Source organism: Azohydromonas aeria (assembly GCF_009760915.1).
GTDB classification, from domain to species: domain Bacteria; phylum Pseudomonadota; class Gammaproteobacteria; order Burkholderiales; family Burkholderiaceae_C; genus Azohydromonas; species Azohydromonas aeria.
This window is the reverse complement of sequence record NZ_VIDQ01000007.1, coordinates 79,113-102,476: the sequence shown is the minus strand read 5'-3', so window position 1 is coordinate 102,476 and position 23,364 is coordinate 79,113. Positions and strand designations below refer to the sequence as shown.

17 protein-coding genes are annotated in these 23,364 nt (G+C 71.5%); 5 read left to right on the top strand and 12 right to left on the bottom strand.

Features of this window, described 5'->3' with window-relative positions:
* Positions 1–54: 54 nt before the first annotated feature.
* From FJ694_RS06470 to FJ694_RS06460, 3 genes are all read left to right on the top strand, one after another.
* Complete coding sequence (locus tag FJ694_RS06470; RefSeq protein WP_157265295.1) at positions 55–1,122, top strand: PEPxxWA-CTERM sorting domain-containing protein; 1,068 nt, start codon at positions 55–57, stop codon at positions 1,120–1,122.
* Positions 1,123–1,150: 28 nt separating this feature from the next.
* On the top strand, positions 1,151–1,576 hold the full coding sequence (locus FJ694_RS06465) for a VOC family protein (protein WP_157265294.1): 426 nt from the start codon (positions 1,151–1,153) through the stop codon (positions 1,574–1,576).
* A gap of 329 nt (positions 1,577–1,905) precedes the next feature.
* Positions 1,906–3,054 carry an extracellular catalytic domain type 2 short-chain-length polyhydroxyalkanoate depolymerase gene (locus FJ694_RS06460; RefSeq protein ID WP_445661318.1) on the top strand — a complete coding sequence of 383 codons (1,149 nt, stop codon included), beginning with the start codon at positions 1,906–1,908 and terminating at the stop codon, positions 3,052–3,054.
* A gap of 102 nt (positions 3,055–3,156) precedes the next feature.
* Here FJ694_RS06460 and malQ read toward each other — a convergent pair whose 3' ends face one another.
* From malQ to FJ694_RS06410, 10 genes are all read right to left on the bottom strand, one after another.
* On the bottom strand, positions 3,157–4,677 hold the full coding sequence (gene malQ, locus FJ694_RS06455; RefSeq protein WP_157265293.1) for a 4-alpha-glucanotransferase: 1,521 nt from the start codon (positions 4,675–4,677) through the stop codon (positions 3,157–3,159).
* 103 nt (positions 4,678–4,780) lie between these two features.
* Positions 4,781–7,261 (bottom strand): glycogen/starch/alpha-glucan phosphorylase, encoded by a 2,481-nt coding sequence (locus FJ694_RS06450; protein ID WP_157265292.1) that lies wholly within the window; start codon positions 7,259–7,261, stop codon positions 4,781–4,783.
* A 54-nt stretch (positions 7,262–7,315) separates the two neighbouring features.
* Positions 7,316–8,767: a glycogen synthase GlgA gene (glgA, locus tag FJ694_RS06445; RefSeq protein WP_157265291.1), complete on the bottom strand. Its 1,452-nt coding sequence runs from the start codon at positions 8,765–8,767 to the stop codon at positions 7,316–7,318.
* A complete protein-coding gene (gene glgC, locus FJ694_RS06440; RefSeq protein WP_157265290.1) occupies positions 8,767–10,071 on the bottom strand; it encodes a glucose-1-phosphate adenylyltransferase in 1,305 nt (434 codons plus the stop codon). Before glgC ends, glgA begins: the two co-directional genes overlap by 1 nt.
* A 158-nt stretch (positions 10,072–10,229) precedes the next feature.
* Positions 10,230–12,314, bottom strand: a complete 2,085-nt coding sequence (gene glgX, locus FJ694_RS06435) for a glycogen debranching protein GlgX (protein WP_157265289.1) — start codon at positions 12,312–12,314, stop codon at positions 10,230–10,232.
* Positions 12,311–14,500: a 1,4-alpha-glucan branching protein GlgB gene (glgB, locus tag FJ694_RS06430; protein WP_157265288.1), complete on the bottom strand. Its 2,190-nt coding sequence runs from the start codon at positions 14,498–14,500 to the stop codon at positions 12,311–12,313. The genes glgX and glgB overlap by 4 nt, the downstream gene beginning before the upstream one ends.
* 92 nt (positions 14,501–14,592) lie before the next feature.
* On the bottom strand, positions 14,593–15,840 hold the full coding sequence (locus FJ694_RS06425) for a spore maturation protein (RefSeq protein WP_157265287.1): 1,248 nt from the start codon (positions 15,838–15,840) through the stop codon (positions 14,593–14,595).
* A 91-nt stretch (positions 15,841–15,931) separates the two neighbouring features.
* The gene (locus FJ694_RS06420) at positions 15,932–16,789 is read right to left on the bottom strand and encodes a PEP-CTERM sorting domain-containing protein (RefSeq protein ID WP_157265286.1); all 858 of its coding nucleotides are present in this window, start codon (positions 16,787–16,789) and stop codon (positions 15,932–15,934) included.
* Between the two features lie 38 nt (positions 16,790–16,827).
* Positions 16,828–17,655: a PEP-CTERM sorting domain-containing protein gene (locus tag FJ694_RS06415; RefSeq protein WP_157265285.1), complete on the bottom strand. Its 828-nt coding sequence runs from the start codon at positions 17,653–17,655 to the stop codon at positions 16,828–16,830.
* 204 nt (positions 17,656–17,859) lie between these two features.
* On the bottom strand, positions 17,860–18,924 hold the full coding sequence (locus FJ694_RS06410) for an AI-2E family transporter (protein ID WP_232539926.1): 1,065 nt from the start codon (positions 18,922–18,924) through the stop codon (positions 17,860–17,862).
* A 243-nt stretch (positions 18,925–19,167) separates the two neighbouring features.
* Between FJ694_RS06410 and FJ694_RS06405 the strand changes: the two genes are divergently transcribed.
* A complete protein-coding gene (locus tag FJ694_RS06405) occupies positions 19,168–20,493 on the top strand; it encodes an erythromycin esterase family protein (protein WP_157265283.1) in 1,326 nt (441 codons plus the stop codon).
* A gap of 205 nt (positions 20,494–20,698) precedes the next feature.
* Here FJ694_RS06405 and FJ694_RS06400 read toward each other — a convergent pair whose 3' ends face one another.
* Together FJ694_RS06400 and FJ694_RS06395 are read right to left on the bottom strand one after the other, a co-directional pair.
* Positions 20,699–21,370, bottom strand: a complete 672-nt coding sequence (locus FJ694_RS06400; RefSeq protein WP_157265282.1) for a hypothetical protein — start codon at positions 21,368–21,370, stop codon at positions 20,699–20,701.
* A 107-nt stretch (positions 21,371–21,477) separates the two neighbouring features.
* A complete protein-coding gene (locus FJ694_RS06395; RefSeq protein WP_157265281.1) occupies positions 21,478–21,876 on the bottom strand; it encodes a hypothetical protein in 399 nt (132 codons plus the stop codon).
* 163 nt (positions 21,877–22,039) lie between these two features.
* Between FJ694_RS06395 and FJ694_RS06390 the strand changes: the two genes are divergently transcribed.
* Entirely contained in the window at positions 22,040–23,317 is a 1,278-nt protein-coding gene (locus FJ694_RS06390; RefSeq protein ID WP_198320737.1) for a phospholipase D-like domain-containing protein, read from the top strand.
* Positions 23,318–23,364: the final 47 nt, after the last annotated feature.

The window sequence follows — 23,364 nt, the reverse complement described above, 5'->3', positions numbered from 1 at the left end:
CATTTGGTCGCCCTTGACAAAATGCCTATGCTGGAGTTTCCCAGGAGACAACACATGAAATATCCATATTTCCACGCGCAGAGTTTTGTTGCATTGGCGCTGACGGCGCTGGGCATTTCCGTGGCGCAGGCGGTGCCGCTGTACCGGGTGCAGGCGCTGCCCGCCGCCAACAGCGGCGACGGCTTCTTCAACGCCGTGGCGCTCAACAACCGCGGCGACGTGGCTGGCTATGCCGCCGATGCCCAGGGCTCGCGCTCGTTCGTCTGGACCCGGGGCGGTTTCAGCTACCTGCCGCAGGCCGGCGCGTCGAGCCTGCCGGTGGACATCAACAACCGGGGCCAGGTGCTCTTCAATGCCAGCGGCGCCAACGGCACGACGCAGCCCTTCCTGTTCAACCGCGAGGGCGGCGTGAACATCAGCCCGGCCGCGGGCGGCGCGGGCTTCGGCCGGGCGCTCAGCAGCAACGGCCTCGCCGTGGGCGACGCCGGGGGGCGCAGCTTCTATTTCGACGGCCGCGACAGCCGCTGGCTGGACTGGTCGCTCGACGGCGCGCGTGCCGCCTTCGCCACCGGCATCAACCGCAACTGCACCATCGTCGGCCACGCCCTGACGTCGGGCGACGGCTCGCAGGCCTTCATCGCGCGCAACGGCCGGGCCTCGTTCCTGGACGGCCTGTCCGACGCCTGGGCCATCAACGACCGCGGCCAGGTGCTGGGGCTCGACGGCAAGGGCTACCTGGTGCGCGACGCCGACGGCAGCACGGCCTACCTGGGCTTCGCCAACGCCACGCAGCTCAACGCGCGCGGCTGGGCCGTGGGCAGCGCGGTGGTGGATGGCGCGCTGCACACCCACGTCTGGCGCGACGGCCAGAGCCTGGACCTGAACCGGCTGCTGGCCGGGACCGCCGCCACGCGCTGGACGCTGGCCACCGCCGCCGACATCAACGACCGCGGCCAGATCATCGGCATCGGCTGGCTCAACGGCGTGCGCACCTCCTTCATCGCCACGCCCGTGCCCGAGCCGCAGACCTGGGCGCTGCTGCTGGGCGGCGTGGGCCTCGTCGGCGCGGCGGTGCGGCGGCGCCGCGGCCCGGACCACGCGCAACCCACGAGCCCGCGCTGAACGCGACCGGTCCCGACGCCCGCGTGCCATGCGGCCCCGCATCACCCTCATCACCCTGGGCGTCGCCGACCTGGCGCGCGCCGTGGCCTTCTACCGCGACGGCCTGGGCTGGGCGACGCAAGGCATCGTCGGGGCCGAGCTCGGCGACAACGGCGCCGTGGCCTTCTTCAACCTGGAGGGCGGGCTGAAACTGGCGCTGTGGCCGCGCGCGAGCATCGCCGCCGACACCGGGCTGGCCGAGGCCGCCCCCGCGCCAGGCAATTTCACCCTCGCGCACAACGTCGCGTCGCGCGGGGAAGTCGATGCCGTGCTGGCCCAGGCCGTGGGCGCCGGCGCCGAGTTGGTGAAACCCGCGCACGACACTTTCTACGGCGGCTGGGCCGCCTATTTCCAGGACCCGGACGGGCACCTGTGGGAAGTGAGCTTCAACCCGGGGTTTGCCGAGCTGGGCTGAGCCGCCGACAAAACCAGCCGGATATTGGCCGCCCGAGCCGGCCCGCCCTCACCGGGTTGAACCGGGCCAGGATGGATGATCGCATGTAAACAGTTGTTGCGTCAAGCCACAATCGCATTCAGAAACTCCCTTGAAATCCTCAGCGACGCTCCTTTTGCACACTTTGGTCATTTGAATTATTGCGGCGCACCAATGCCGCAAGCTCCCGTCATATAGTGCGCGGCGCTGGGAATCCGCTCTGGATTTTCATGCAAATCCATTTGAAAACGGGTAAGGTTCATATGAGCAAACATCGTGGCTTCTGGGTATCGGGTGGTTTGCTGCTTGGAATGATTGCAATGCAATCCCATGCGCAGACTCAATTGCCGGCATTGAAGCTGGACGAGAATCAGACGACGGTATCCGGGCTCTCCAGCGGAGCGTACATGGCCGTCCAGATGCAGGTGGCTTATTCACGCAGCATTGCCGGCGCGGGCGTCGTGGCGGGCGGACCGTATCACTGCATGGCACCGGTTGACGGCACCAACCCGTACTTGAAAACGCCCGAGGTTTCGCAGCGGGTAGCCGACTGCATGATGGTCAAGAATTACAAGACTCCGCTGCCTTTCTGGACGCTCAAAGGCAAGACTCCTCCAGATACCGCGCAGTTGGTGGCCGCCGCCAGAAAGGCGGCGCTCGACGGCAGGATCGATTCGCTGGAAAACCTGAAGAACAGGAAGATTTATATCTTCGGAGGCACCCGCGACGAAACCGTCGGCGCGCCGGTGGTCAGCGCCACCAAGGATTTCTTCACGCAACTTGGCGTGGACGAACGCAACAATATCGAGTTCGTCAACGACAAGCCCGCTGGCCATGCCTTCATCACCGACAATTTCGGCAACGAATGCGGCATTGCCTCAAAGGAACCTTATATCAGCAATTGTAAGTATGACCAAGCCAAGGCCATATTGAAGCATCTGTATGGCGACCCGAAGCCTGTCGATGCCAAGTATGCCGACAAGCCGGGGCAACTGCTGAAATTGAGCCAGGCCGAAGCGGCGAAGAAGGCGACGGGCGACGCGAGTTCCACGCCGCTCGACACGGCATTTCTGGAGGCCGACGCCTATCTTTACGTGCCCGCCGCCTGTGCCGCCAGCGAACCTTGCAAGCTCCATGTCGTGTTTCATGGCTGCCATCAGTCCGCGCGCATGCTCAAATCCCAGGCCGTAACGCACATGGGTTTCAATGAAACTTATTTCATTGACAACGCCGGCTACAACCGGTGGGCCGACAAGTACAACGTCGTGCTGTTGTATCCCCAGGCTGCCGCATCATCGATGTGGGCCTTTCCCAAACTCAATCCCAATGGCTGTTGGGATTGGTGGGGCTACACTGACGTCAGCCGCAGCGATTATTTGAAGAAGAGTTATTACGCCTACAAGGACGGCTATCAGATGAAGGCCGTAAAAGCCATGGTCGATTCGCTGACTGGAAACTGATTCCATGCCGCCGGCTGCGGCCGGCCCGGGCACGAGGCCGCTCCTGGGGCAGCGGGCCGGTGAAACGGCCCGCCGCTTCTTGATTCGGATTCCGGCGGCCCCTCAGCCCGCCGGCACCCGCCCGTAGAGCCCCGCCATGCGCCGCAGCCGCGCCGCCGTGTCGGGCGCCACCATCGGCCACTCGAAGCGCCAGGCCCAGTTGCCCTCGGCCGTGCCGGGGCGGTTCATGCGGTGCCCGGTGTGCAGGCCCAGCGCGTCCTGCAGCGGGAACAGCGCCAGGTCGGCGACGCTGGCCAGGGCGCAGCGGATCAGGTCCCAGTGGATGGCGCGGCCGTCGCAGGCCAGGTACTCGCGCAGGTGATGCCGGACCTCTTCGGAGGCACCGGCCCACCAGCCCGGCGTGGTGTCGTTGTCGTGCGTGCCGGTGTAGACCACCGTGTCGCTCGCGTGGCTGTGCGGCAGGAAGCGCGGCTCGCCGCCGGCCGCCTCCGGGCCCCAGGCGAACTGCAGCACGCGCATGCCCGGGAAACCCAGTTGCCGGCGCAACGCCTCCACGTCCGGCGTGATCACGCCCAGGTCTTCGGCGATCACGGGCAGATCGCCCAGCGCGCGCGCCGCCGCCTGGAACAGCGCCGCGCCCGGGCCCGGACGCCAGCGGCCGTGCACGGCCAGCGGCTCCGTGGCCGGTATCTCCCAGTAGCCGGCGAAGCCGCGGAAGTGGTCGATGCGCACGATGTCCACCAGCGCCAGCGTGCGGCGCAGCCGCTCGGTCCACCACGCGTAGCCTTCCTCGGCATGCGCGCCCCAGCGGTACAGCGGGTTGCCCCAGCGCTGGCCGGTGGCGCTGAAGAAGTCCGGCGGCACGCCGGCCACCACCGTGGGCCGGCCGTCGGGGCCCAGCTCGAACAGCGCCGGATTCGCCCACACGTCGGCGCTCTGCAGCGCCACGAAGATCGGCATGTCGCCGACGATGCGCACGCCGCGCGCGTTGGCGTAGCGGCGCAACTCGGCCCACTGGCGGAAAAAGGACCACTGCGCGAACTCGTGGAAGGCGATGCGCCCGGCCAGCGCCGCGCGCGCCGCGCGCAGCGCCGCCGGCTCGCGCCAGGCCAGGCCCTCGGGCCACTCGACCCATTCGCGCCCCTGGTGGGCCTCGGCCAGCGCCATGAACAGCGCGTAGTCGGGCAGCCAGGCGGTGTGCTCGGCCCGGAAGGCTTCGAAAGCCTCGCGCTCGGCCGCGCCGGCCTGGGCCGCGAAGCGCTGCGCGGCCAGGGCCAGCCGCTCCAGCCGCCACGGCGCCACGCGGGCGAAATCGACGTGGCCGGTGGGCAGGCCCGTCGGGGGCACGACCTCTTCGGGCGTGAGCCAGCCGTGGCGCTGCAGCGCATGCAGGTCGATGAGCTGCACGTTGCCGGCAAACGCCGAGCTGCTCATGTAGGGCGAGTTGCCCAGTCCGACGCCGCCCAGCGGCAGCATCTGCCACAGCGTCTGCGCGCCGGCGGCGAGCCAGTCCACGAAATGGTAGGCGCCGGCGCCGAAGTCGCCCGAGCCGTGCGGCCCGGGCAGCGAGGTGGGATGCAGCACGACGCCGCTGCCGCGGGGGAAGCGCTGGGCGAGGGGCATGGGGAAGTCTCTCGGTCAATGTTGTTCTTGGGAACACCGGGGCGCACCTTGCGTGCGGCCCGGCGGACAGGCCCGTCGTCTGTCCAGGCTGTGCCTGCGGCAATCAGCCCGCGCTGCCCTTCGCCGCCAGCTTCACCGGCGCCGTCTTCCAGATCTCGCGCGCGTACTCGGCGATGGTGCGGTCCGAGGAGAACGGGCCCATGCCGGCGACGTTCATGATCGCCTTGCGGGTCCAGGCCTCGCGGTCGCGGTAGAGCGCATCGACCTGGTCCTGCGTGTCCACGTAGCTGCGGTAGTCGGCCAGCAGCATGTAGTGGTCGCCCCAGTTCACCAGCGTGTCGAAGAGCTGGCGGTAGCGCCCGGGCTCCTCGGGGCTGAAGACGCCGTCGCGCAGCGCATCGAGCGCGCGCTTGAGCTCGGCGTCGCGCTCGTAGTACTCGCGCGGGTGGTAGCCGTGCGCGCGCAGCGCCTGCACCTCGGCCGTGGTGTGGCCGAAGATGAAGATGTTGTCCTCGCCCACGTTCTCGCGGATCTCGATGTTGGCGCCGTCGAGCGTGCCGATGGTCAGCGCGCCGTTGAGGGCGAACTTCATGTTGCCCGTGCCCGAGGCCTCGGTGCCGGCGGTGGAGATCTGCTCGGAGAGGTCGGCCGCCGGGATCACGGTCTCGGCCAGGCTCACCGAGTAGTTGGGCAGGAACACCACCTTGAGCCGGCCGCGCGTGCGCGGGTCGGCGTTGATGATGCGTGCCACGTCGTTGGCCAGGTGGATGATCTGCTTGGCCACGTGGTAGGCGCTGGCCGCCTTGCCGGCGAACACCACCACGCGCGGCACCCAGTCGCGCCCGGGCTCATCGACCATGCGGTGGTAGCGCGTGATCACGCCCAGCAGGTTGAGCAGCTGGCGCTTGTACTCGTGGATGCGCTTGACCTGCACGTCGAACAGCGCGTCGGGGTCGAGCTCCAGCTTCAGCTGCGGCAGGTGCGTGGCGATCCACTGCGCCAGCCGCTCCTTGTTGTGGCGCTTGGCCGCGGCGAAGGCCTGCACGAAGGCGCCCTGGTCCACCATCTTGCGCAGCTGCGAGAGCTGGTCGAGCTCGCGGCGCCAGCCGCGGCCGAGCTTGGCGTCGAGCAGCGCGGACAGGCGCGGATTGGCCTGCGACAGCCAGCGCCGCGGCGTGATGCCGTTGGTCTTGTTGTTGAAGCGTTGCGGCCACAACTTCGCGAACTCGCTGAAGATGCTTTGCTGCATCAGGTCCGAGTGCAGCTGCGACACGCCGTTGATGCTGTGGCTGGCCACCACCGCCAGGTACGCCATGCGCACGCGGCGCTCGCCGGACTCGTCGATCAGCGACACGCGCCGCAGCAGCTCCGGGTCGTGCCCGTGCGTCTCGGCCACGCGCTTGAGGAACTCGGCGTTGATGTCGAAGATGATCTGCAGGTGGCGCGGCAGCACGCGGCCGAGCATCGACACCGGCCAGGTCTCCAGCGCCTCGTGCATCAGCGTGTGGTTGGTGTAGCTGAAGATGCGCTGCGTCAGGTCCCAGGCCGCGGCCCAGGGGATGCCGTGCTCGTCCACCAGCAGCCGCATCAGCTCCGGCACGGCCAGCACCGGGTGCGTGTCGTTGAGGTGGATGCTGACCTTCTCGGGCAGCTTGGCGAAGTCCTTGTGCGTGCGCAGGAAGCGGTGCAGCAGGTCCTGCAGGCTGGCGCTGCAGAAGAAGTACTCCTGGCGCAGCCGCAGCTCGCGCCCGGAGGGCGTGCTGTCGTCGGGATAGAGCACGCGCGAGACGTTCTCGCTGTGGTTCTTGCGCTCGACCGCGGCGAAGTAGTTGCCCTGGTTGAAGGCCGAGAGGTTCATCTCCTCGGTGGCCAGCGCGCGCCACAGCCGCAGCGTGTTGGTGGCCTGCGTGCCGTAGCCGGGGATGATGGTGTCGTAGGCCATGGCCTCGACGTCCTCGGTGGGCACCCAGCGCCGGCTGGTGCCCTCGATCTCGACGTGGCCGCCGAAGCGCACGCGAAAGCGTACCTCGGGGCGCGGGAACTCCCACGGGTTGCCGTGCGAGAGCCAGTAGTCGGGCACCTCGACCTGGCGCCCGTCCACGATGGTCTGGCGGAACATGCCGTACTCATAGCGGATGCCGTAGCCGAAGCCCGGCACCCCGAGGGTGGCCATGCTGTCGAGGAAGCACGCGGCCAGCCGGCCCAGGCCGCCGTTGCCCAGCGCCGCGTCGGGCTCCAGGTCGGCCAGCGAGTCGAAGTCCACGTCGAACTCGGCCAGCGCCTGCTTCACCGGGTTCATGATGTCCAGGGCCAGCAGCGCGTTGGTGAAGGTGCGCCCGACCAGGAACTCGGCCGAGAGGTAGTAGGCGCGCTTCACGTCCTGCTGGTACTGCGCGCGCGTGGTCTGCATCCAGCGCTCGACGAGCTGGTCGCGCACGGCCAGCGCCACGGCATGCAGCCAGTCTTCCTTGCGCGCGGCCACCGGGTCCTTGCCGACCGCGTAGATCAGCTTGTTGGCAATCGCCTTCTTGAAGAAGGCCACGTCGCGGTCGGGGTGGTCGTAACTGAAATCGTCAAGGCTCATCGCCTGATCTCCCGGCAAGTCCGTTCTTTCAAAACAATTCGTTGGGCTGCGTCGTCAGGTGCCGAGAGCACGGTACAGGGCCATGTACTGCTCGGCCGCGTCGTCCCAGCCGAAGTGTTGCGCCATTGCGCGCCTCTGTACCGTCTTCCACTCGGTTTGGCGCGCAAATAGCGCGAACGCGCGACGCAGTGCACGCCGCATCTCCCCCGCATCGAAGGCGTCGAAGACGAAACCCGTGGACTTTCTCTCGGCCAGGTCTTCGAGCGTGCAATCCACCACGGTGTCGGCCAGGCCGCCCACGCGGCGCACCAGCGGCAGGCTGCCGTAGCGCAGCCCGTACATCTGCGTCAGCCCGCAGGGCTCGTAGAGCGAGGGCACCAGCGTCACGTCGCTGCCGGCGAAGATGCGGTGCGCCAGCGCCTCGTCGTAGCCGACGCGGATGGCCACGGCCTCCGGATGCGCCGCGGCCGCCTCGCGCAGCGCGGCCTCGATGCCGGCATCGCCCGAGCCCAGCGTGACGAGCTGCCCGCCGCGCGCCACCAGCTCCGGGATCAGCTCGACCAGCAGCGGCAGCCCCTTCTGCCCGGCCAGCCGGCTGACCATGCCGAACAGCGGGCCCGGGCGCGGCTCCAGCCCCATCTCGGCCTGCAGCGCCTTGCGGCAGTGCGCCTTGCCGGCGAGCTTGTCCTTGTCGAAACGCCGCGCGATGAGCGCGTCGGCCGCCGGGTCCCACACACGCCGGTCCACGCCGTTGAGAATGCCCGTGAGTTGGCCCAGCGCCGCGCGCGCGCGCAGCAGCCCCTGCAGCCCGCAGCCCTGCTCCGGCGTCTGGATCTCGCGCGCATAGCTCGGGCTGACGGTGGTGACGTGGTCGGCGTAGAACAGGCCCGCCTTCATGAACGAGAGCTGGCCGTGGAACTCCAGCCCCTCCACCGCCAGCGCCGTGTGCGGCAGGCCCAGCTCGGCCAGGTGCCCCGGCCCGAACAGGCCCTGGTAGGCCAGGTTGTGCACGGTGTAGACCGTGGCCACCGGCGGGCGGTGCGGGCTGAAGGCGAGGTAGGCGTTGACCAGCGCGGCGTGCCAGTCATGGCTGTGCACGACCTGGGGCGCCCACCAGCCGTCGAGCCCTTCCGCCAGCCGCGCCGCGGCGAAGCCCAGCAGCGCGAAGCGGCGGTGGCTGTCGGCCCAGGGCTGGCCGTGCTCGTCCTGGTACGGGTTGCCGCCCCGGCCGTACAGGTTCGGCGCCTCGACCACGTAGCCCGGCAGGCCGCCGAGCGCGGGCAGGTGGCCGAACAGCAGCCGCGCCGGCTCGCCCCAGGGCGCGTGGATCTCGGCCACCAGCGCCGGCTCCTGCAGACCCTCCAGCAGCGCCGGGAAGCCCGGCAGCAGCACGCGCACGTCGGCGCCGGCCTGCGCCAGGGCCGCGGGCAGCGCGCCGGCCACGTCGGCCAGCCCGCCGGTCTTGAGCAGCGGAAAGATCTCCGCACTGACTTGCAGGACCCGCATCACGCCGCACGCACCGGGTTCGCCAGCCTGGCCAGCATCTCGCCGGTGACGAGCACCACGCCGCCCTCGCTGCGCTCGAAGCGCGCGGCGTCGGCTTCGGCGTCCTCGCCGATGACCATGCCCGGCGGTATCTCGCAGCCGCGGTCGATGACCACGCGCTTGAGCACCGCGCCGCGCCCGACCGTCACGCCGGGCAGGATCACCGCGTCCTCGACGCGGCAGAACGAGTGGATGCGCACGTTGGAGAACAGCACCGAGTTGATGACCTGCGAGCCGCTGACGATGCAGCCGCCCGACACCATGGTGTTGACCGCCAGCCCGTGCTTGCCCTCGTGGTCGGGAATGAACTTGGCCGGCGGCAGCTGGCGCTGGTAGGTCCAGATCGGCCAGTCGTCGTCGTAGATGTCGAGCTCCGGCGCGATGCTGGCCAGGTCGAGGTTGGCGGCGTGGAAGGCGTCAAGGGTGCCGACGTCGCGCCAGTAGGCCTGGCCGCCGCCGCGGTTGCGCACGCAACTCATGCTGAACGGGTGCGCCAGCGCGCGCCCTTCCTCGACGGTGCGCGGGATGATGTCCTTGCCGAAGTCGAGGCTGGAGCCGGGCTTGTCCATCTCCTCTTCGAGCAGCCGGTACAGGTACTGGGCATTGAAGATGTAGATGCCCATGCTGGCGAGCGAGGTGTCGGTGCTGCCGGGCATGGTGGGCGGGTCGGCCGGCTTCTCGACGAAGCTGGTGACGCGCCGCTCGCCGTCCACCGCCATCACGCCGAAGGCGCTGGCCTCGGCCTTCGGGACCTCGATGCAGCCCACCGTGCAGCCCGCGCCGCTGCTGACGTGGTCGCGCAGCATGATGGAGTAGTCCATCTTGTAGACGTGGTCCCCGGCCAGCACCACGATGTACTCGGGCTTGCCCGAGGCGATGATGTCCAGGTTCTGGTAGACCGCGTCGGCCGTGCCGCGGTACCAGTGCTCCTCGTCGATGCGCTGCTGCGCGGGCATGAGGTCGAGCATCTCGCTCATCTCGCCGCGCAGGAAGCTCCAGCCGCGCTGCAGGTGCCGCAGCAGCGAGTGCGACTTGTACTGCGTGATCACGCCGATGCGGCGGATGCCGGAGTTGATGCAGTTCGACAGCGCGAAGTCGATGATGCGGAACTTGCCGCCGAAGTACACCGCCGGCTTGGCGCGGCTGTCGGTGAGCTGCTTGAGCCGCGAGCCGCGCCCGCCTGCCAGCACCAGCGCAATGGTCTTGCGCACGAGTTGGGCCGAATGCACCGGCCGGTCGATGGAACTTGTCGCCTCGGTCTTCATGACTGCTTCTTCTGTGGGGGGTGTTGGGGGCCCGCCGCCGGCGCGGCGCGGCATCCAGCCGGCCCGGGCTCCCGTTTCGCAAGCTTCATGCCGCGCAAACGGCCCGCCCGGGGCCGGACCGCTCCATTCTGGGGCGCAGCCCGCCGGGCGCGGTTGCTTCAGGCCAACAAGGTGTCAGCGTCCGCATCGGCGCCGCCACGCTCGGCCACCCACAGGCTGTGCCCGGGCAGCACCGCGTCGTCGCCCAGCACCGGCGCGACCAGGTCGAGGTCGCTGCGCAGCACCAGGCGCCAGCCGGGTTCGCCGCCATCCCCGGCGGGCAGCGTGAAGCGGTGCGGCGCCCCGTCGGGGTTGAACAGCAGCAGCAGCTCGCAGCCGGCCCCGCCGTCGGGCAGCCAGGCGCCGAAGGCGCGGCGGTCCAGCCGCTGCCACTCGTTGCCCGCGAGCCGGTCGCCGTCCGGATGCAGCCAGCGCACCTCGCCGTCGTCGAACCAGCGGTTCATGCGCAGCCGCGCATGGCGCCGGCGCAGCGCCAGGCAGCGCGCCACGAAGTCCGGCAAGCCGGATTCCGCATTCGCCCAGTCCAGCCAGGTCGTCTCGTTGTCCTGGCAATAGGCGTTGTTGTTGCCGCGCTGGCTGTGGCCGATCTCGTCGCCGGCCAGCAGCATGGGCGTGCCCAGCGACAGCGCCAGCGTGGCCAGCAGCGCGCGGCGCAGCCGCAGGCGCAGGCCGGCCACGGCCGGGTCGTCGCTGGGCCCTTCCACGCCGCAGTTCACGCTGAGGTTGTGGCCGTGACCGTCGCGGTTGCCTTCGCCATTGGCCTCGTTGTGGCGCTCGCGCCAGCTCACCAGGTCGAGCAGGTTGAAGCCGTCGTGCGCGGTGACGAAGTTGACGCCCGCCAGCGGCCCGCGCCGCGACGGCCGGAACACCTCGCTGGACCCCGCCAGCGCGTGCACGAAGCCGCCGCGCGCCAGGCTGCCGGTGAGCCAGTAGCCGCGCAGCGCGTCGCGGCTGCGGTCGTTCCACTCCTGCCACGGCGCCGGGAAGTGCCCCAGCTGGTAGCCGCCGGGGCCGATGTCCCAGGGCTCCGCAACCAGTTTCACGCCCGCCAGCACCGGGTCCTGCGCCACGGCGGCGAAGAAGGTGGCGCGCGCCGAGAAGCCGCCGGCGTCGCGGCCCAGCACCGGCGCGAGGTCGAAGCGGAAGCCGTCCACGCCGACGTGCTGCACCCAGAAGCGCAGCGCGTCCATCACCAGCCGCAGCGCCGGCGGCTCGGACAGCTTGAGCGTGTTGCCGCAGCCGGTCCAGTTCTCGTAATGCGCCGCGTCGCCCGGGCGCAGGTGGTGGTAGGCGCGGTTGCCGATGCCGCGCAGGCTCAGCGTCGGGCCGGCCTCATCCAGCTCGGCGCTGTGGTTGAAGACGACATCCACCAGCACTTCCAGGCCGCGCGCGTGCAGCGCATCGACCATGGCGCGGCACTCGGCCAGCGGGCTGCCGCCCGGAGAGGCGTAGCGCGCCTCCGGCGCGAACCAGGCGATCGGGCTGTAGCCCCAGTAGTTCGACAGGCCCAGCTTCAGCAGCCGCGCCTCGTCGGCGCGGTGCGCCAGCGGCATCAGGCTCAGCGTGGTCACGCCCAGGCGCTGCACGTGGTCCAGGAAGGCCGGATGGGCGAGTCCCGCATAGGTACCGCGCAGCTCGGCTGGCACGCCCGGATGCCGCATCGTTGCACCACGCAGGTGCACCTCGTAGAGCACCGTGTCTTCCGGCGCCACGCGCACGTGCGCCTCGGCAGGCAGCGGCGGCGGCTCGGCCACCACGCGCGCCTTGAGCGCCCTTGCCGCGTTGTCACGCGTGTCGGGCCGCTGCGGATGCGCCGGGTCGTGGCCGAGGAAGAGGTCGCTGCCGTCGTAGCGCCCCACCACCTCGCGCGCGTACGGGTCCAGCAGCAGCTTTTGCGGATTGAAACGGTGTCCCTGCGCCGGCTGCCACGGCCCGTGCACGCGCCAGCCGTAAACGAGCCCGATACCCGCGCCCGGCAGGAAGCCGTGCCGGATGCCGTGCGTGCAGCCCGGCAGCGCCAGCCGGCGCAGCTCGGTGCGGCCCGCGGCGTCGAACAGGCACAGCTCCACCCGTGACGCATCCGGGGCCGCCAGGGCGAAGTTGATGCCCTCCTGCGTGAGCGTCGCGCCCAGCGGCCAGGGCCGCCCCGGGGCCAGCGTGTCCGCCACCGTCGCCCCGCTCATTCCGCCGGCGCCCACAGCAGCGTCGCCAGCGGCGGCACGTTGATGACGAGGGAATGCGCGTGGCCGTCCCAGGGCACCTCCTCGGCATGGCGCACGCCGCTGGCCACGCCGCTGCCGCCATAGACGTCCAGGTCGGTGTTGATGAGCTCGCGCCACGCCCCGGCCCGCGGCACGCCGATGCGCCAGCCGTGCCGCACCACGGGCGTGAAGTTCGACACCGCAACGATCACGCCGCCGGCGTCGTCGCGGCGCTGGAAGGCGAACACCGAGTGCGCCTTGTCGTCGTGGCGGATCCACTCGAAGCCGCCCGGGTCCACGTCGCGCCGGTGCAGCGCCGGGAAGTGGCGCAGCACCGCGTTGAGGTCGCGCACCAGGCGCTGCACGCCGCGGTGCAGCGCGGCATTGGGCCCGTGCTCCAGCAGGTGCCAGTCCAGGCTGCTCTCGAAGTTCCACTCGCGCTCCTGCGCGATCTCGCCGCCCATGAACAGCAGCTTCTTGCCCGGGTGCGCCCACATCCAGCCGTAGCCCGCGCGCAGCGTGGCGAAGCGCTGCCAGTCGTCTCCGGGCATGCGCCCGATCAGCGAGCGTTTCCCGTGCACCACCTCGTCGTGCGACAGCGGCAAGACGAAATTCTCGTTCCAGGCGTACATGAAGCCGAAGCGCAGCTGGTCGTGGTGCCAGGGGCGGTGCACCGGCTCGCGGCCCAGGTAGCCCAGGGTGTCGTGCATCCAGCCCATGTTCCACTTGAAGTGGAAGCCCAGCCCGTGCAGCGCGTCGCCGCCGGGCGGCCGGCTCACGCCGGGCCAGGCGGTGGACTCCTCGGCAATGGTCACGGCCCCGGGCCGCTCGGTGCCCACCACGTGGTTCATGCGGCGCAGGAAGTCGATGGCCTCCAGGTTCTCGCGCCCGCCGTGGCGGTTCGGCAGCCACTGGCCAGCCTCGCGGCTGTAGTCGCGGTAGAGCATGGAAGCGACCGCATCGACGCGCAGCCCGTCGATGCCGAAGTGCTCCAGCCAGTACAGCGCGTTGCCGATCAGGAAGCTGCGCACCTCGGCGCGGCCGAAGTTGTAGATGAGCGTGTTCCAGTCCGGATGGAAGCCCTCGCGCGGATCGGCATGCTCGTACAGGTGCGTGCCGTCGAAGCGCGCCAGCGCGAAGGCGTCGGTCGGGAAGTGGCCCGGCACCCAGTCCAGGATCACGCCCAGCCCGGCCTCATGCGCCGCGTCCACGAAGGCCCCGAAATCCTCGGGCGTGCCGAAGCGCGAGGTCGGCGCGTACAGCCCGGTGGGCTGGTAGCCCCAGGAGCCGTCGAAGGGGTGCTCGTGCACCGGCAGCAGCTCCAGGTGCGTGAAGCCCATCTCGCGCGCATAGGGCACCAGCTGCCCGGCCAGCTCGCGGTAGGTGAGCCAGCGGTTGCCCTCGCCCCGGCGCCAGGAGCCCAGGTGGACCTCGTAGATGCTCATGGGCGCATCCAGGCCGTTGGCCGCGGCGCGCGCCGGCGCCATGGCCCGGCGCGGCGGCAGCGCGGCCACGCGCGAGGCCGTGCCCGGACGCAGCTCGGCCGCGAAGGCCATCGGGTCGGCGCGCAGCGCCACCTGGCCGTGCGCGTCGAGCAGCTCGAACTTGTAGAGCGCGCCGGCCGCGAGCCCGGGAATGAAGAGTTCCCACACCCCGGCCTCGCGGCGCAGCCGCATCGGGTGGCGGCGGCCGTCCCAGTGGTTGAAGTCGCCCACCACCGACACGCGCCGCGCATTGGGCGCCCACACCGCGAAGCGCACGCCCTCAACGCCATCAACGCTGAGCAGCTGCGCCCCCAGCGCCTCGTGCGGCCGCAGGTGCGTGCCTTCGGCCAGTAGCCACAGGTCGATCTCGCCCAGCAGCGGCGGGAAGCGGTACGGGTCGTCAACGTCCACCTCAAGCCCGTCCCAGTCCACGCGCCAGCGGTAGGCGAAGGGCTCCAGCGGCCCGGCCACGGCCGCCTCGAACACGTCGCTGCCCTCGATGCGCTGCAGCTCGGCGATGTCGGCGCCGTCCTCCGGCGCGACCGCCCGCACGCGCCGCGCGCCCGGCAGCAGCGCGCGCAACCACCAGGCGCCGTCCTCGTCCGGGCCGTGCAGGCCCAGCACGGCAAAGGGGTCGCCATGGTCGGCGCGCATCAGGGACTGGACGGTGGCGGCGGGGAGCATCGGGGGCAATCCTTCTACTTCGCGTACTTCGACAGGGGCCGGGGCGGCCGTCGTCGATCCTACCCGCCGGATTCGGGACTAACCCGCACCCCTCACCGGTAGAACAAGTACGCCACCCCGATGGCCCCCACCAGCCCCACCGCGTCCGCGATCAGCCCGCAGGCCAGTGCGTGGCGCGTGCGCTTGATGTCCACGCTGCCGAAGTACACCGCCAGCACGTAGAAGGTGGTTTCCGTCGAGCCCTGGATGATCGAGGCCAGCCGGCCCTGGAACGAATCGACACCGTAGGTGCGCAGCACGTCCACCATCAGGCCACGCGCGCCGCTGCCCGAGAGCGTCTTCATCAGGCCCACGGGCAGCGCCGGCACGAAGGCGGTGTCCAGGCCCAGCGCCGCCACGCCGCGGCCGATGAGGTTGACCAGCGCATCCATCCCGCCGGTGCTGCGGAACATCGAGATCGCCACCAGGATCGCGATCAGGTACGGAATGATCCGCACCGCCACATCGAAACCCTCCTTGGCCCCTTCGACGAAGGTTTCGTACACATTGATGCGCCGCCAGGCCCCGACTGCCACGAACAGCGCGATCACGCTCACCACCGCACCGCTGCCCAGCAAGCCCACCAGCTCGGCCATGCGCGCCGGCGGGTAGCTGCTGAGCCAGGCGTACAGCCCGCCGGTGAAGCCGACGAAGCCGGCGAAGAAGATGAGCACCGGCGCGCACAGCAAATTGATGCGCTGCCACGCCGCCACCGCCAGCAGCCCGGCGGTGAAGGAGATGAAGGTGGCGATGAGCGTAGGCAGGAAGATGTCCGCGCCGTTGAAGCCGGTGAGCCCCTGCTCGATGGCAATGGACTGGCGCAGCGCGATGACCGAGGTGGGGATCAGCGTGATGCCCGCGGTGTTGAGCACCAGGAAGGTCACCATGGCGTTGCTCGCGGTGTCCTTGCGCGGGTTGATCTCCTGCAGCTCGCGCATGGCCTTCAGGCCCAGCGGCGTGGCCGCGTTGTCCAGGCCCAGCATGTTGGCGCTGAGGTTCATGACGATGCTGCCGCCGGCCGGGTGGCCGCGCGGGATGTCGGGAAACAGCCGCTCGAAGAACGGCGCCAGCGCGCGCGCGAAGAGCCGGATCAGCCCGGCCTGCTCGCCGATGCGCATCACGCCCAGCCACAGGCTCATGATGCCCACCAGGCCCAGCGAGATGTCGAAGCCGAGCCGGGCGGTGTCGAAGATGCCGGCCATGACGCGGCCGAACACGCCCGTGTCGCCGAGCAGCAGCTGCACCAGCGCCGCGAGAAAGCCGATGAGGACGAAGGCAACCCAGACGTGGTTCAGGATCATCGGCGGCGCGCGCGGCAGGCGGGAGACGAAAGGCGGCGCAGCATAAGCGACGCCCCGCGCCCTCCCCGGCGCGCACGCCCGGGCGGGCGCTTCAGGCGCCGCGCCGGCGCCCCCGTGCGGCCGCCCCGGCCACCACGCCCAGTCCGCACAGCAGCAGCGCCAGCGTGGCGGGCTCGGGCACCGGCGCCAGCGCGCCAGGCATGAGCCCCGGGGACACCTGCCCCGTGGCGAGGACCTGGATGCCCAGGACGCCGTTGCCGACGCTGCTGCCGGCGTTTTCAAACGTGAAGCTCACGCTCTGGCGCAAGCGCCGGTGCCTCTCGGCGCCGCCCGCCAGCTCCACGCCGTATTCGCGCCGCTCGCTCCAGCCAGGCTGGGTGCTGTACGTCAGGTGCACGCTGGCCTGCGCGGTCTGCACGAAGCTGGCCGAATCCGCCACGGTCCGGCGTACGTCCGTGGTCACGACCCCGGAGAACACGACCCGGGTGAAGGGCGTGACCTCGAACAGGCCGTCGCCATAGCTCTCGAAGCTCGGCTGCAGCAAGGCGCCGAAGCCGCGCTCCACGTCTTCCGCGGCCCGGCTCCGCAGGAAGCCGCTCGCGACCGCGCTGAAACGGCCCGGCCCCGCGCCGAAGACGCCGCCCATCCGCGCCTCGGCATGGAGCCCGGGCAGGTCGCTCCGCAACACCATGGGCGCGAAGTTGGACAGGCCGTTGGAACGACTTTCGAATTCCTCGCGCGAGCCTTCGGTCAGACCCACGCTGGCCGACGAATCCCCGCCCCGCACGAAACGCAGCGCCGGCGCCATGCCGTCGCGCGGCCGCAAATCGACCAGCCGGTAGCCGAAATTGTCCAGGCGTGCCCGGGCCGATATGTCGGCATGCGCGCTGGGCCAGGCCGCCGCCATGACGAGCGCGGCCAGCAGTGGCAGCGGAAATCCGGTTTTCATGGCGGCTCTCCCGCGGGCCGAATGATTCAGGGCGGTTTTCATGCCGAGCCCCGCCGCCGCGCGCCGGCCACGCCCGCCAGCAGGCCCAGGCCGCCCAGCATCAGCCAGTTCGTCCCGGGCTCGGGCACGGGAAACAAGCTCTCGCCCTGGAGATCGAACCGGGTTTCCAGGGTGAATTGCCGCGACTGCGCGCCGGCATTGGCAAAACCCAATCCGAAATCCTGCATCCCGCTGCGGCGGTCCACCTGGCCCGGGGTCAGGTAATGGCCGAAGAACGCCTGTTCCACCGTCTCCCCCGCCTCGTCCGTGAGCAGCATGCGGCCCTCGGCATCGGCGACCTCCACCCGCGCCCCGCGCCGCCCCAGGGTCTGGGCCAGGTCCACCAGCAGCGTCCCGCTCCACACCACCTCGGTAAAGGGCGTCACCGTGAACGCCACCCTGTAGGCCGGCGTGCCGGTCAAGGTCGCGCGGCTGCTCAAGACCCGGCTGGCGCGGGTGTTCCGCGCCACGCCCTGCGCGTGGATCTCCAGGCTGTGGCTGGCCAGGGCGCCGGAAATGCCGAAAGCCGCCTCGGCGTACGGAAAATCCACCTCGCGGAACAGGCTGCCGCCATCGTCAAATTGCCCGCCCTTGTGGACATATGAACCCTGCGCACTGCAATAGGGCGGCATGCATGAATCGCTGCCGACATCCGCGCGCAGATTGTAAAAATTGGGACCCAGGGCCAGCGCCGGCGCAATGCCGTCGTCCGGGCGCAGGTCGATCAGGCGGTAGCCGAAATCCTTCAATCGCACGTCGAACGTCGCATCGGCGCGGGCCATATTCGCGGATGCCGCCGCAACGGCACCCAGCGCCATGATATCCATCGGCACTGCATTTCAGCACTCCTGCTGACACCGACGACCCATCGGCCCGGGAATATTAAATACCGAAGAACCCGGCGCCGAAAACCATGAACCCGTTACGGCCCCGATTGGGGGCTGAAAAAATCCATGGCCCCGCTTGTTTCAAATTGGACATGGCATTGGTGCCGGTTTTGTCGCCGGGATCGGCACGGGCCGGCCGGCGCGTCAGTCCTGACGGGCTCCGCCCTGCTCCTCGCCCGGCACCCGCACCGGCGTGTCGAGCGCGTCGCGCACGTACAGCCGCGCCACGGCCACGGCCAGCAGCACCGTCAGCGGTGCGGCCAGCACCAGCCCCAGCGGGCCCAGCACCAGGCCGAGCGCCACCACGGCGAACAGCACCAGCGCCGGCGGCAACTCCAGCATGCGCTTGGCCACCAGCGGCGTGATGACGTTGCCTTCGAGCTGCTGCACCACCACGTACACCGCCAGCGCGTACAGGCCCATCTCCGGGCCCAGCGACAGGCCCAGCAGCACGCCGGGCACGGCCGCCACGATCGGGCCGACGTAGGGCACGAACTCGGCCAGCCCGGCGATCAGCCCCAGCGCCAGCGGCGCGGGCATGCCCACCGCCCACAGCCCCAGCCCGGTGAGCAGGCCGACCGCGGCCATGATCGCCAGCTGTCCCATCAGCCACAGCCGCAGCGCCTGGCCGCCGTCATCGAGCACGGCCTCGACCTCCGCGCGCGCGGCGCGCGGGAACAGCTTCAGCAGGCCGCGCCGGTACAGGCCCGGGTCGGCCGCCATGTACACCGCGCCGCAGGCCACCAGCACCAGCCCCACCAGCACGCCGGCGGTGGCGGCCGTGAACTGCGTGACGCGCTGCAGCAGCGGGCCCAGCACCGGCCCGGCGTCCTGCAGCCCGGACAGCAGCATCGCCCCGACCTCGCTGTGCTGCAGCAGCCCGCGCAGGTCGCTCCAGGCGCCCGGCAACTGGTCGATAAGCTGCGTGAGCTGCGCTGCGGCTTCCGCGCCGAACAGCGCCAGCGCCCCGGACAGCAGCGCCAGCACCAGCAGCACCGACAGTCCCAGCGCCACCTTGGGCGACACCCCGGCGCGGCGGGCGATCGGCTCGGCCAGCGCGCGCAGCAGGATCGCCCCCAGCACCGAGGCGAAGGCCAGCAGCAGCACGTCCAGCACGCGCCACAGGAACAGCGCCAGCGCGCCCAGCGCCAGCACCACGAGCACGCGCAGGGTGAAGCTGCGCAGGGCGGGCGGCGGGGCGTCGGGCATGTCGGGCAAGGGGGTGGGAATGCGGTGGAAGGCGGCCGGGACGGCTGGCCGGTCATGGCAAGTTCCCGTCCCGGCATGGCCCCGCTTTCAGGCGGTACCCCGGGCCGCCGCGCCGTCCCGATCCAGCCGCAATCCGTGCGCTTGCTGGGAACGGCGGTTGCCGCAGCCGGGCCGGGACGGCGGCCGGGCCGGCTCGCGGTTCGGCAGGCACCGTCCTGCACGCACCGCCCGGGGAGCACCGCCATGACCAAGTTCCGAGAAGCCGCCTTGCAGGCGATACGGCAATCCGCGCGTCCGCTCACCGGCCCGCACGCCCTGGACGGCCTGCTCGACCTGGCCGGCGACGCGCGCGTCGTGGTGCTGGGCGCGGCCGCGCCCGGCTCGCGCGAAGGCCAGCAACTGCGCGCCGAGATCACGCGGCGGCTGGTCACGGAGCGCGGCTTCGACGCCGTCGCCGTGGACGCCGATGCCGGCGCGGCGCTGCGCGTGCACCGCTGGCTGCACGGCCGCTCGCCCGACGCCTCGGCGGCGCAGGCACTCGGCGGATTCGGCCGTTTCCCGGGCTGGACCTGGCGCAATGCCGAAACCATGGCGCTGCTGCAGGCGCTGCGCGCCTGGAACGAGGCACAGGGTGCCGGCGCGGCGCGGCCCGCGGGCTTCTTCGGGCTCGACTTCCATGATGCGGGCGAGGCCCGGCACGCGCTGCTGCGCCACCTGGACGAGGCCGACCCGGCCGCCGCGCGGCGCGCCCGCGAGCGCTTCGCCTGCCAGGACGACTTCACCCACCACGTGGCCGCGCCCGGCCACGCCGTGGCTTTTGGCCTGGAAGCCGGCGCCGAAGGCGAGCTCCTGGCGCTGCTGGCCAACCGGGCGCGCCATGCCGGGCAGCGCCTGGCACGCCAGGGTTCGGCCGGCGCCGACGTGCCCGACGAGCGCTTCTTCGCCGCGCGGCAGGCGCTGGCGCTGCGGGACGGCGAGGCGCACTGGCGCGGCCTGCTCGCCGGCCGCGCCGACAGCTGGAACGTGCGCACCCGGCACCTGGCCGGCACGCTGCAGGCGTTGCGCGAGCACCTGGCGGTGCAGCACGGGCGAGCGGCGCGCATCGTGGTGTGGACGCACAACGCGCAGGCCGGCGACGCCCGCGCCACCGACCGGGCCGCGCACGGCCAGCTCAGCCTCGGGCAGCTGCTGCGTGACGGGCAGGCCGATGCGGATTCAACCTTCCTGCTGGGCATCACCGCGCACGAGGGCCTGCTGGCCGCCGCGCCCGACTGGGACGCGCCGGCGCTGCCCATGGTGCTGCAGCCCTCGCGCATCGACAGCGTCGAGCGGCTGCTGCACGAGAGCGGCCTCGGGCACTTCGTGCTGCCGCTGACGCGCGGCGCCCCGGCGGCCCTGCGCCAGGCACTGCAGCCGCCGCGACTGGAGCGCGGCATCGGTGCCGTCTACCGGCCCGGCACCGAGCGCTGGAGCCACTATTTCCACGCCTGCCTGCCGGCGCAGTTCGACGCCGTGGCGCACCTGGACCGGTGCGAGGCGCTGCAGGCCCTGACCGGAGTTCCGACATGAAGAAGAGAGCGACCCCGCCTGCCGCCACCGTCCCGGACTCGCCGCTGGAGCAGCCCGAGCGGCTGCCGCCCACGCCGCAGCCGCCCGTGCCCAGGACGGCGCGCTAGCGCGGGCCGGGGCCGGGGCCGGGGCCGGGGCGGGGGCCGAGGCCGGGGTCTCCAGCCTCGGCCCGCTCCAGGGATCGGGTCACCGGGTCAGCGGGGCCTCAGTGCAGCGCCGCGCCGTCCCGCTCGTGCCCCGGCGCCTGCTGCGGGCGCCAGGGGTCGGCCGGCGCGCCGAGTTCGGCCATGTGGGCGCCCTGCCCCGGCGGCTCTTCCTGCGCGGGCCGGTGCGTGAGGCGGGCCATCGCCTGGCCCAGGTGCGAAACCCGGTCGCGCGCCTGGGCCAGGCGCTGCCGGCCTTGCTGCGGGTTGAGCCAGTACATGGCAGCCGCCCCCAGTGCGGCCACGGCCGCGACGGACAGCAGCGCGGTGCCGAGGCCCGGGCCGTGCCTGTCCCGGGGGAGTCCGGATTCCAGGTCGCGCCGCACGCCGTGCAGGCGGGCCGACAGGCGCTCGCGGCCCGCGAGGGCCAGCTCGCGCACCTGCCGCAGCCCTTGCGAGCCCTTCTCCCGGCCCTCGTCGGCCGCGTCATGCGCCAGCGCCCGGGCGCGGTGCAGGAGGCTGCGGCCGGCGTCCTGGAGTTGGGCGGCGGCTGCATCGGCCTGGGCGGCGGCCTCGCGGCCGGCGCGCTCCATGGCGTCCATCGTCTCGCCGGCCGCCGCGGCGAAGCGGCGCTTGAGCAGCGCGCGGCGGTGGCGGCCCTGTTCCGGGTCCGACAGGTAGACGGCGGCCGCGCCCAGAGTGAGCGCGCCCACGGCGGTCAGGAAATTGTTCATGAGCCTCTCCTTGTGCGGGCCGCAGCCGGCGCGGCCCTGCCCGGGAGCCTGCAACCGATGTTCCCGCACGGCCCCGGCGCCGTCCCGGGTGCCGCCGCGGGCCGGCGCTAGGGACGGTGGCCCGGGTCGCGGTCCGGTGCGCCGGGGCTGCCCGGTTCGCCGGGCCCGGCCGCGCGGCCGGCGCGCCAGCGCGTGAACCGGTCGGCGAAGTCGTCGCCCTCGCTGCCGCCCTGCTCGCGCCAGGCGCGGTAGTCCTCGTCCAGCGCGCGCAGCTGCGCCTCGCGCCAGCGCAGGTAGTCCGGTTCGAAGGCGTGTTCCTGCGCCGCGCCGTGGGCGGCCGGCGCCGGTGCCGCGTGCGGGTCCGCGCCGGCGGCACCCGACTGCACGGCCGCGCCCGCCGGCCGGCCCCAGGGCACGCCGCGCTTGTCCTCGGCCCCGGCCGGCTGCACCGGCGCCTCGGCGGGCAGCGCGCCGGGCAAGGGCATGGAATCGTGCTGCGAGTTCATGGCGTCACTCCTTGGAGGTTTGTCGGGTCGGCCCCGGGCCGCTCCGGGCGGCGTCCGGGGCCGGCCCGCGCCGGGCAAGCCCCGTGCCCCGCTGGAGCGGCGGGAGGAAAACCGCCCTGGCGCGGTGTCGCCGCCTTTGCGCGCGGGTGTTGCAATCACCCTCATGTGGGAAGCCGACATGCTGTGGGAGCTGGCGCTGGGCGCGCTGGTGGTGGTGCTGGGCATCGTGATCTGGTCCATCAAGCGCCACCGCGACCCCGAGCTGGCCATGGCGCACGAGTGCAACGAGCCGCTGCACGAGCTGCTGCCCTCGGTGAGCGGGCTCACGCACGCCGCGCTGGTCGAGGGCAACGCGGTCGAGCTGCTGGAGAACGGCGACTTCTTCGACGCGCTGTTCGAGGAGATCGGCGCGGCGCGGCTGTCGGTGCACTTCGAGACCTTCCTGTGGAAGGAGGGCCGCCTGGGCGCGCGGCTGGCCGCGGCGCTGGCCGAGCGGGCGCGCGCCGGCGTGCAGGTGCGCGTGCTGCTGGACGCGCGCGGCTGCAGCGGGATGGGCGAGGCGGCCGACCGGCTCATGGCCGCGGCCGGCTGCCGCATCGTGCGCTACCACGCGCCGCGGCTGCGCAACCTGGGCATGCTCAACCGGCGCGACCACCGCAAGGCCTGCATCGCCGACGGGCGCGTGGCGCTGGTGGGCGGGCACTGCATCGTGGACCACTGGCTCTACGAGGGCATGAAGGGCGGCCCGCCCTTCCGCGACATCGGGCTGCGCCTGCGCGGGCCGGGCGTGCACGCGGTGCAGTCGGCCTTCAGCGAGAACTGGGTGGCCGAGTGCGGCGAGCTGTTCGTGGGCGAGGACGTGTTCCCGCGGCTGGCGCCCGCGGGCGACGTGATGCTGCACGTGGCGCGCGCCAAGCCCGAGCGCGCGGCGCCGGCGGTGAAGATCCTGCACCACCTGGTGCTGTGCATGGCGCGCGAGCGGCTGTGGATCCAGAACCCCTACTTCCTGCCGCAGAAGAAGGCCGTGCACGCGCTGGCCGCGGCCGTGAAGCGCGGCGTGGACGTGCGCGTGATGGTCCCTTCCGCCCAGGCCTCGGACATGCCCGTGGTGCAGCACGCCGCGCACCACAACTTCGAGGCGCTGCTGGCCGCGGGCGTGCGCATCTTTGAGTACCCGCACACGCTGCTGCACCAGAAGGTCATGACCATGGACGGCCGCTGGTGCGCCATCGGCTCCAGCAACTTCGACGACCGCTCCTTCGAGATCAACGACGAGATCACGCTGGGCCTGCTCGACGCCGGCCTGGCGCGGCGGCTGGAGGCGATCTTCGAGCGTGACATGCGCGAGTGCCAGGAACTCGACCTGGCCACCTGGCGCCAGCGCGGCCCCGGGCACCGGCTGCTCGACGCCGCGGCCAACCTGCTGCGCGAGCAGCTCTAGCCGCGCCCCGACACGGCCCCGGCGCACGGAAGCCGGCGCGGCTCGGC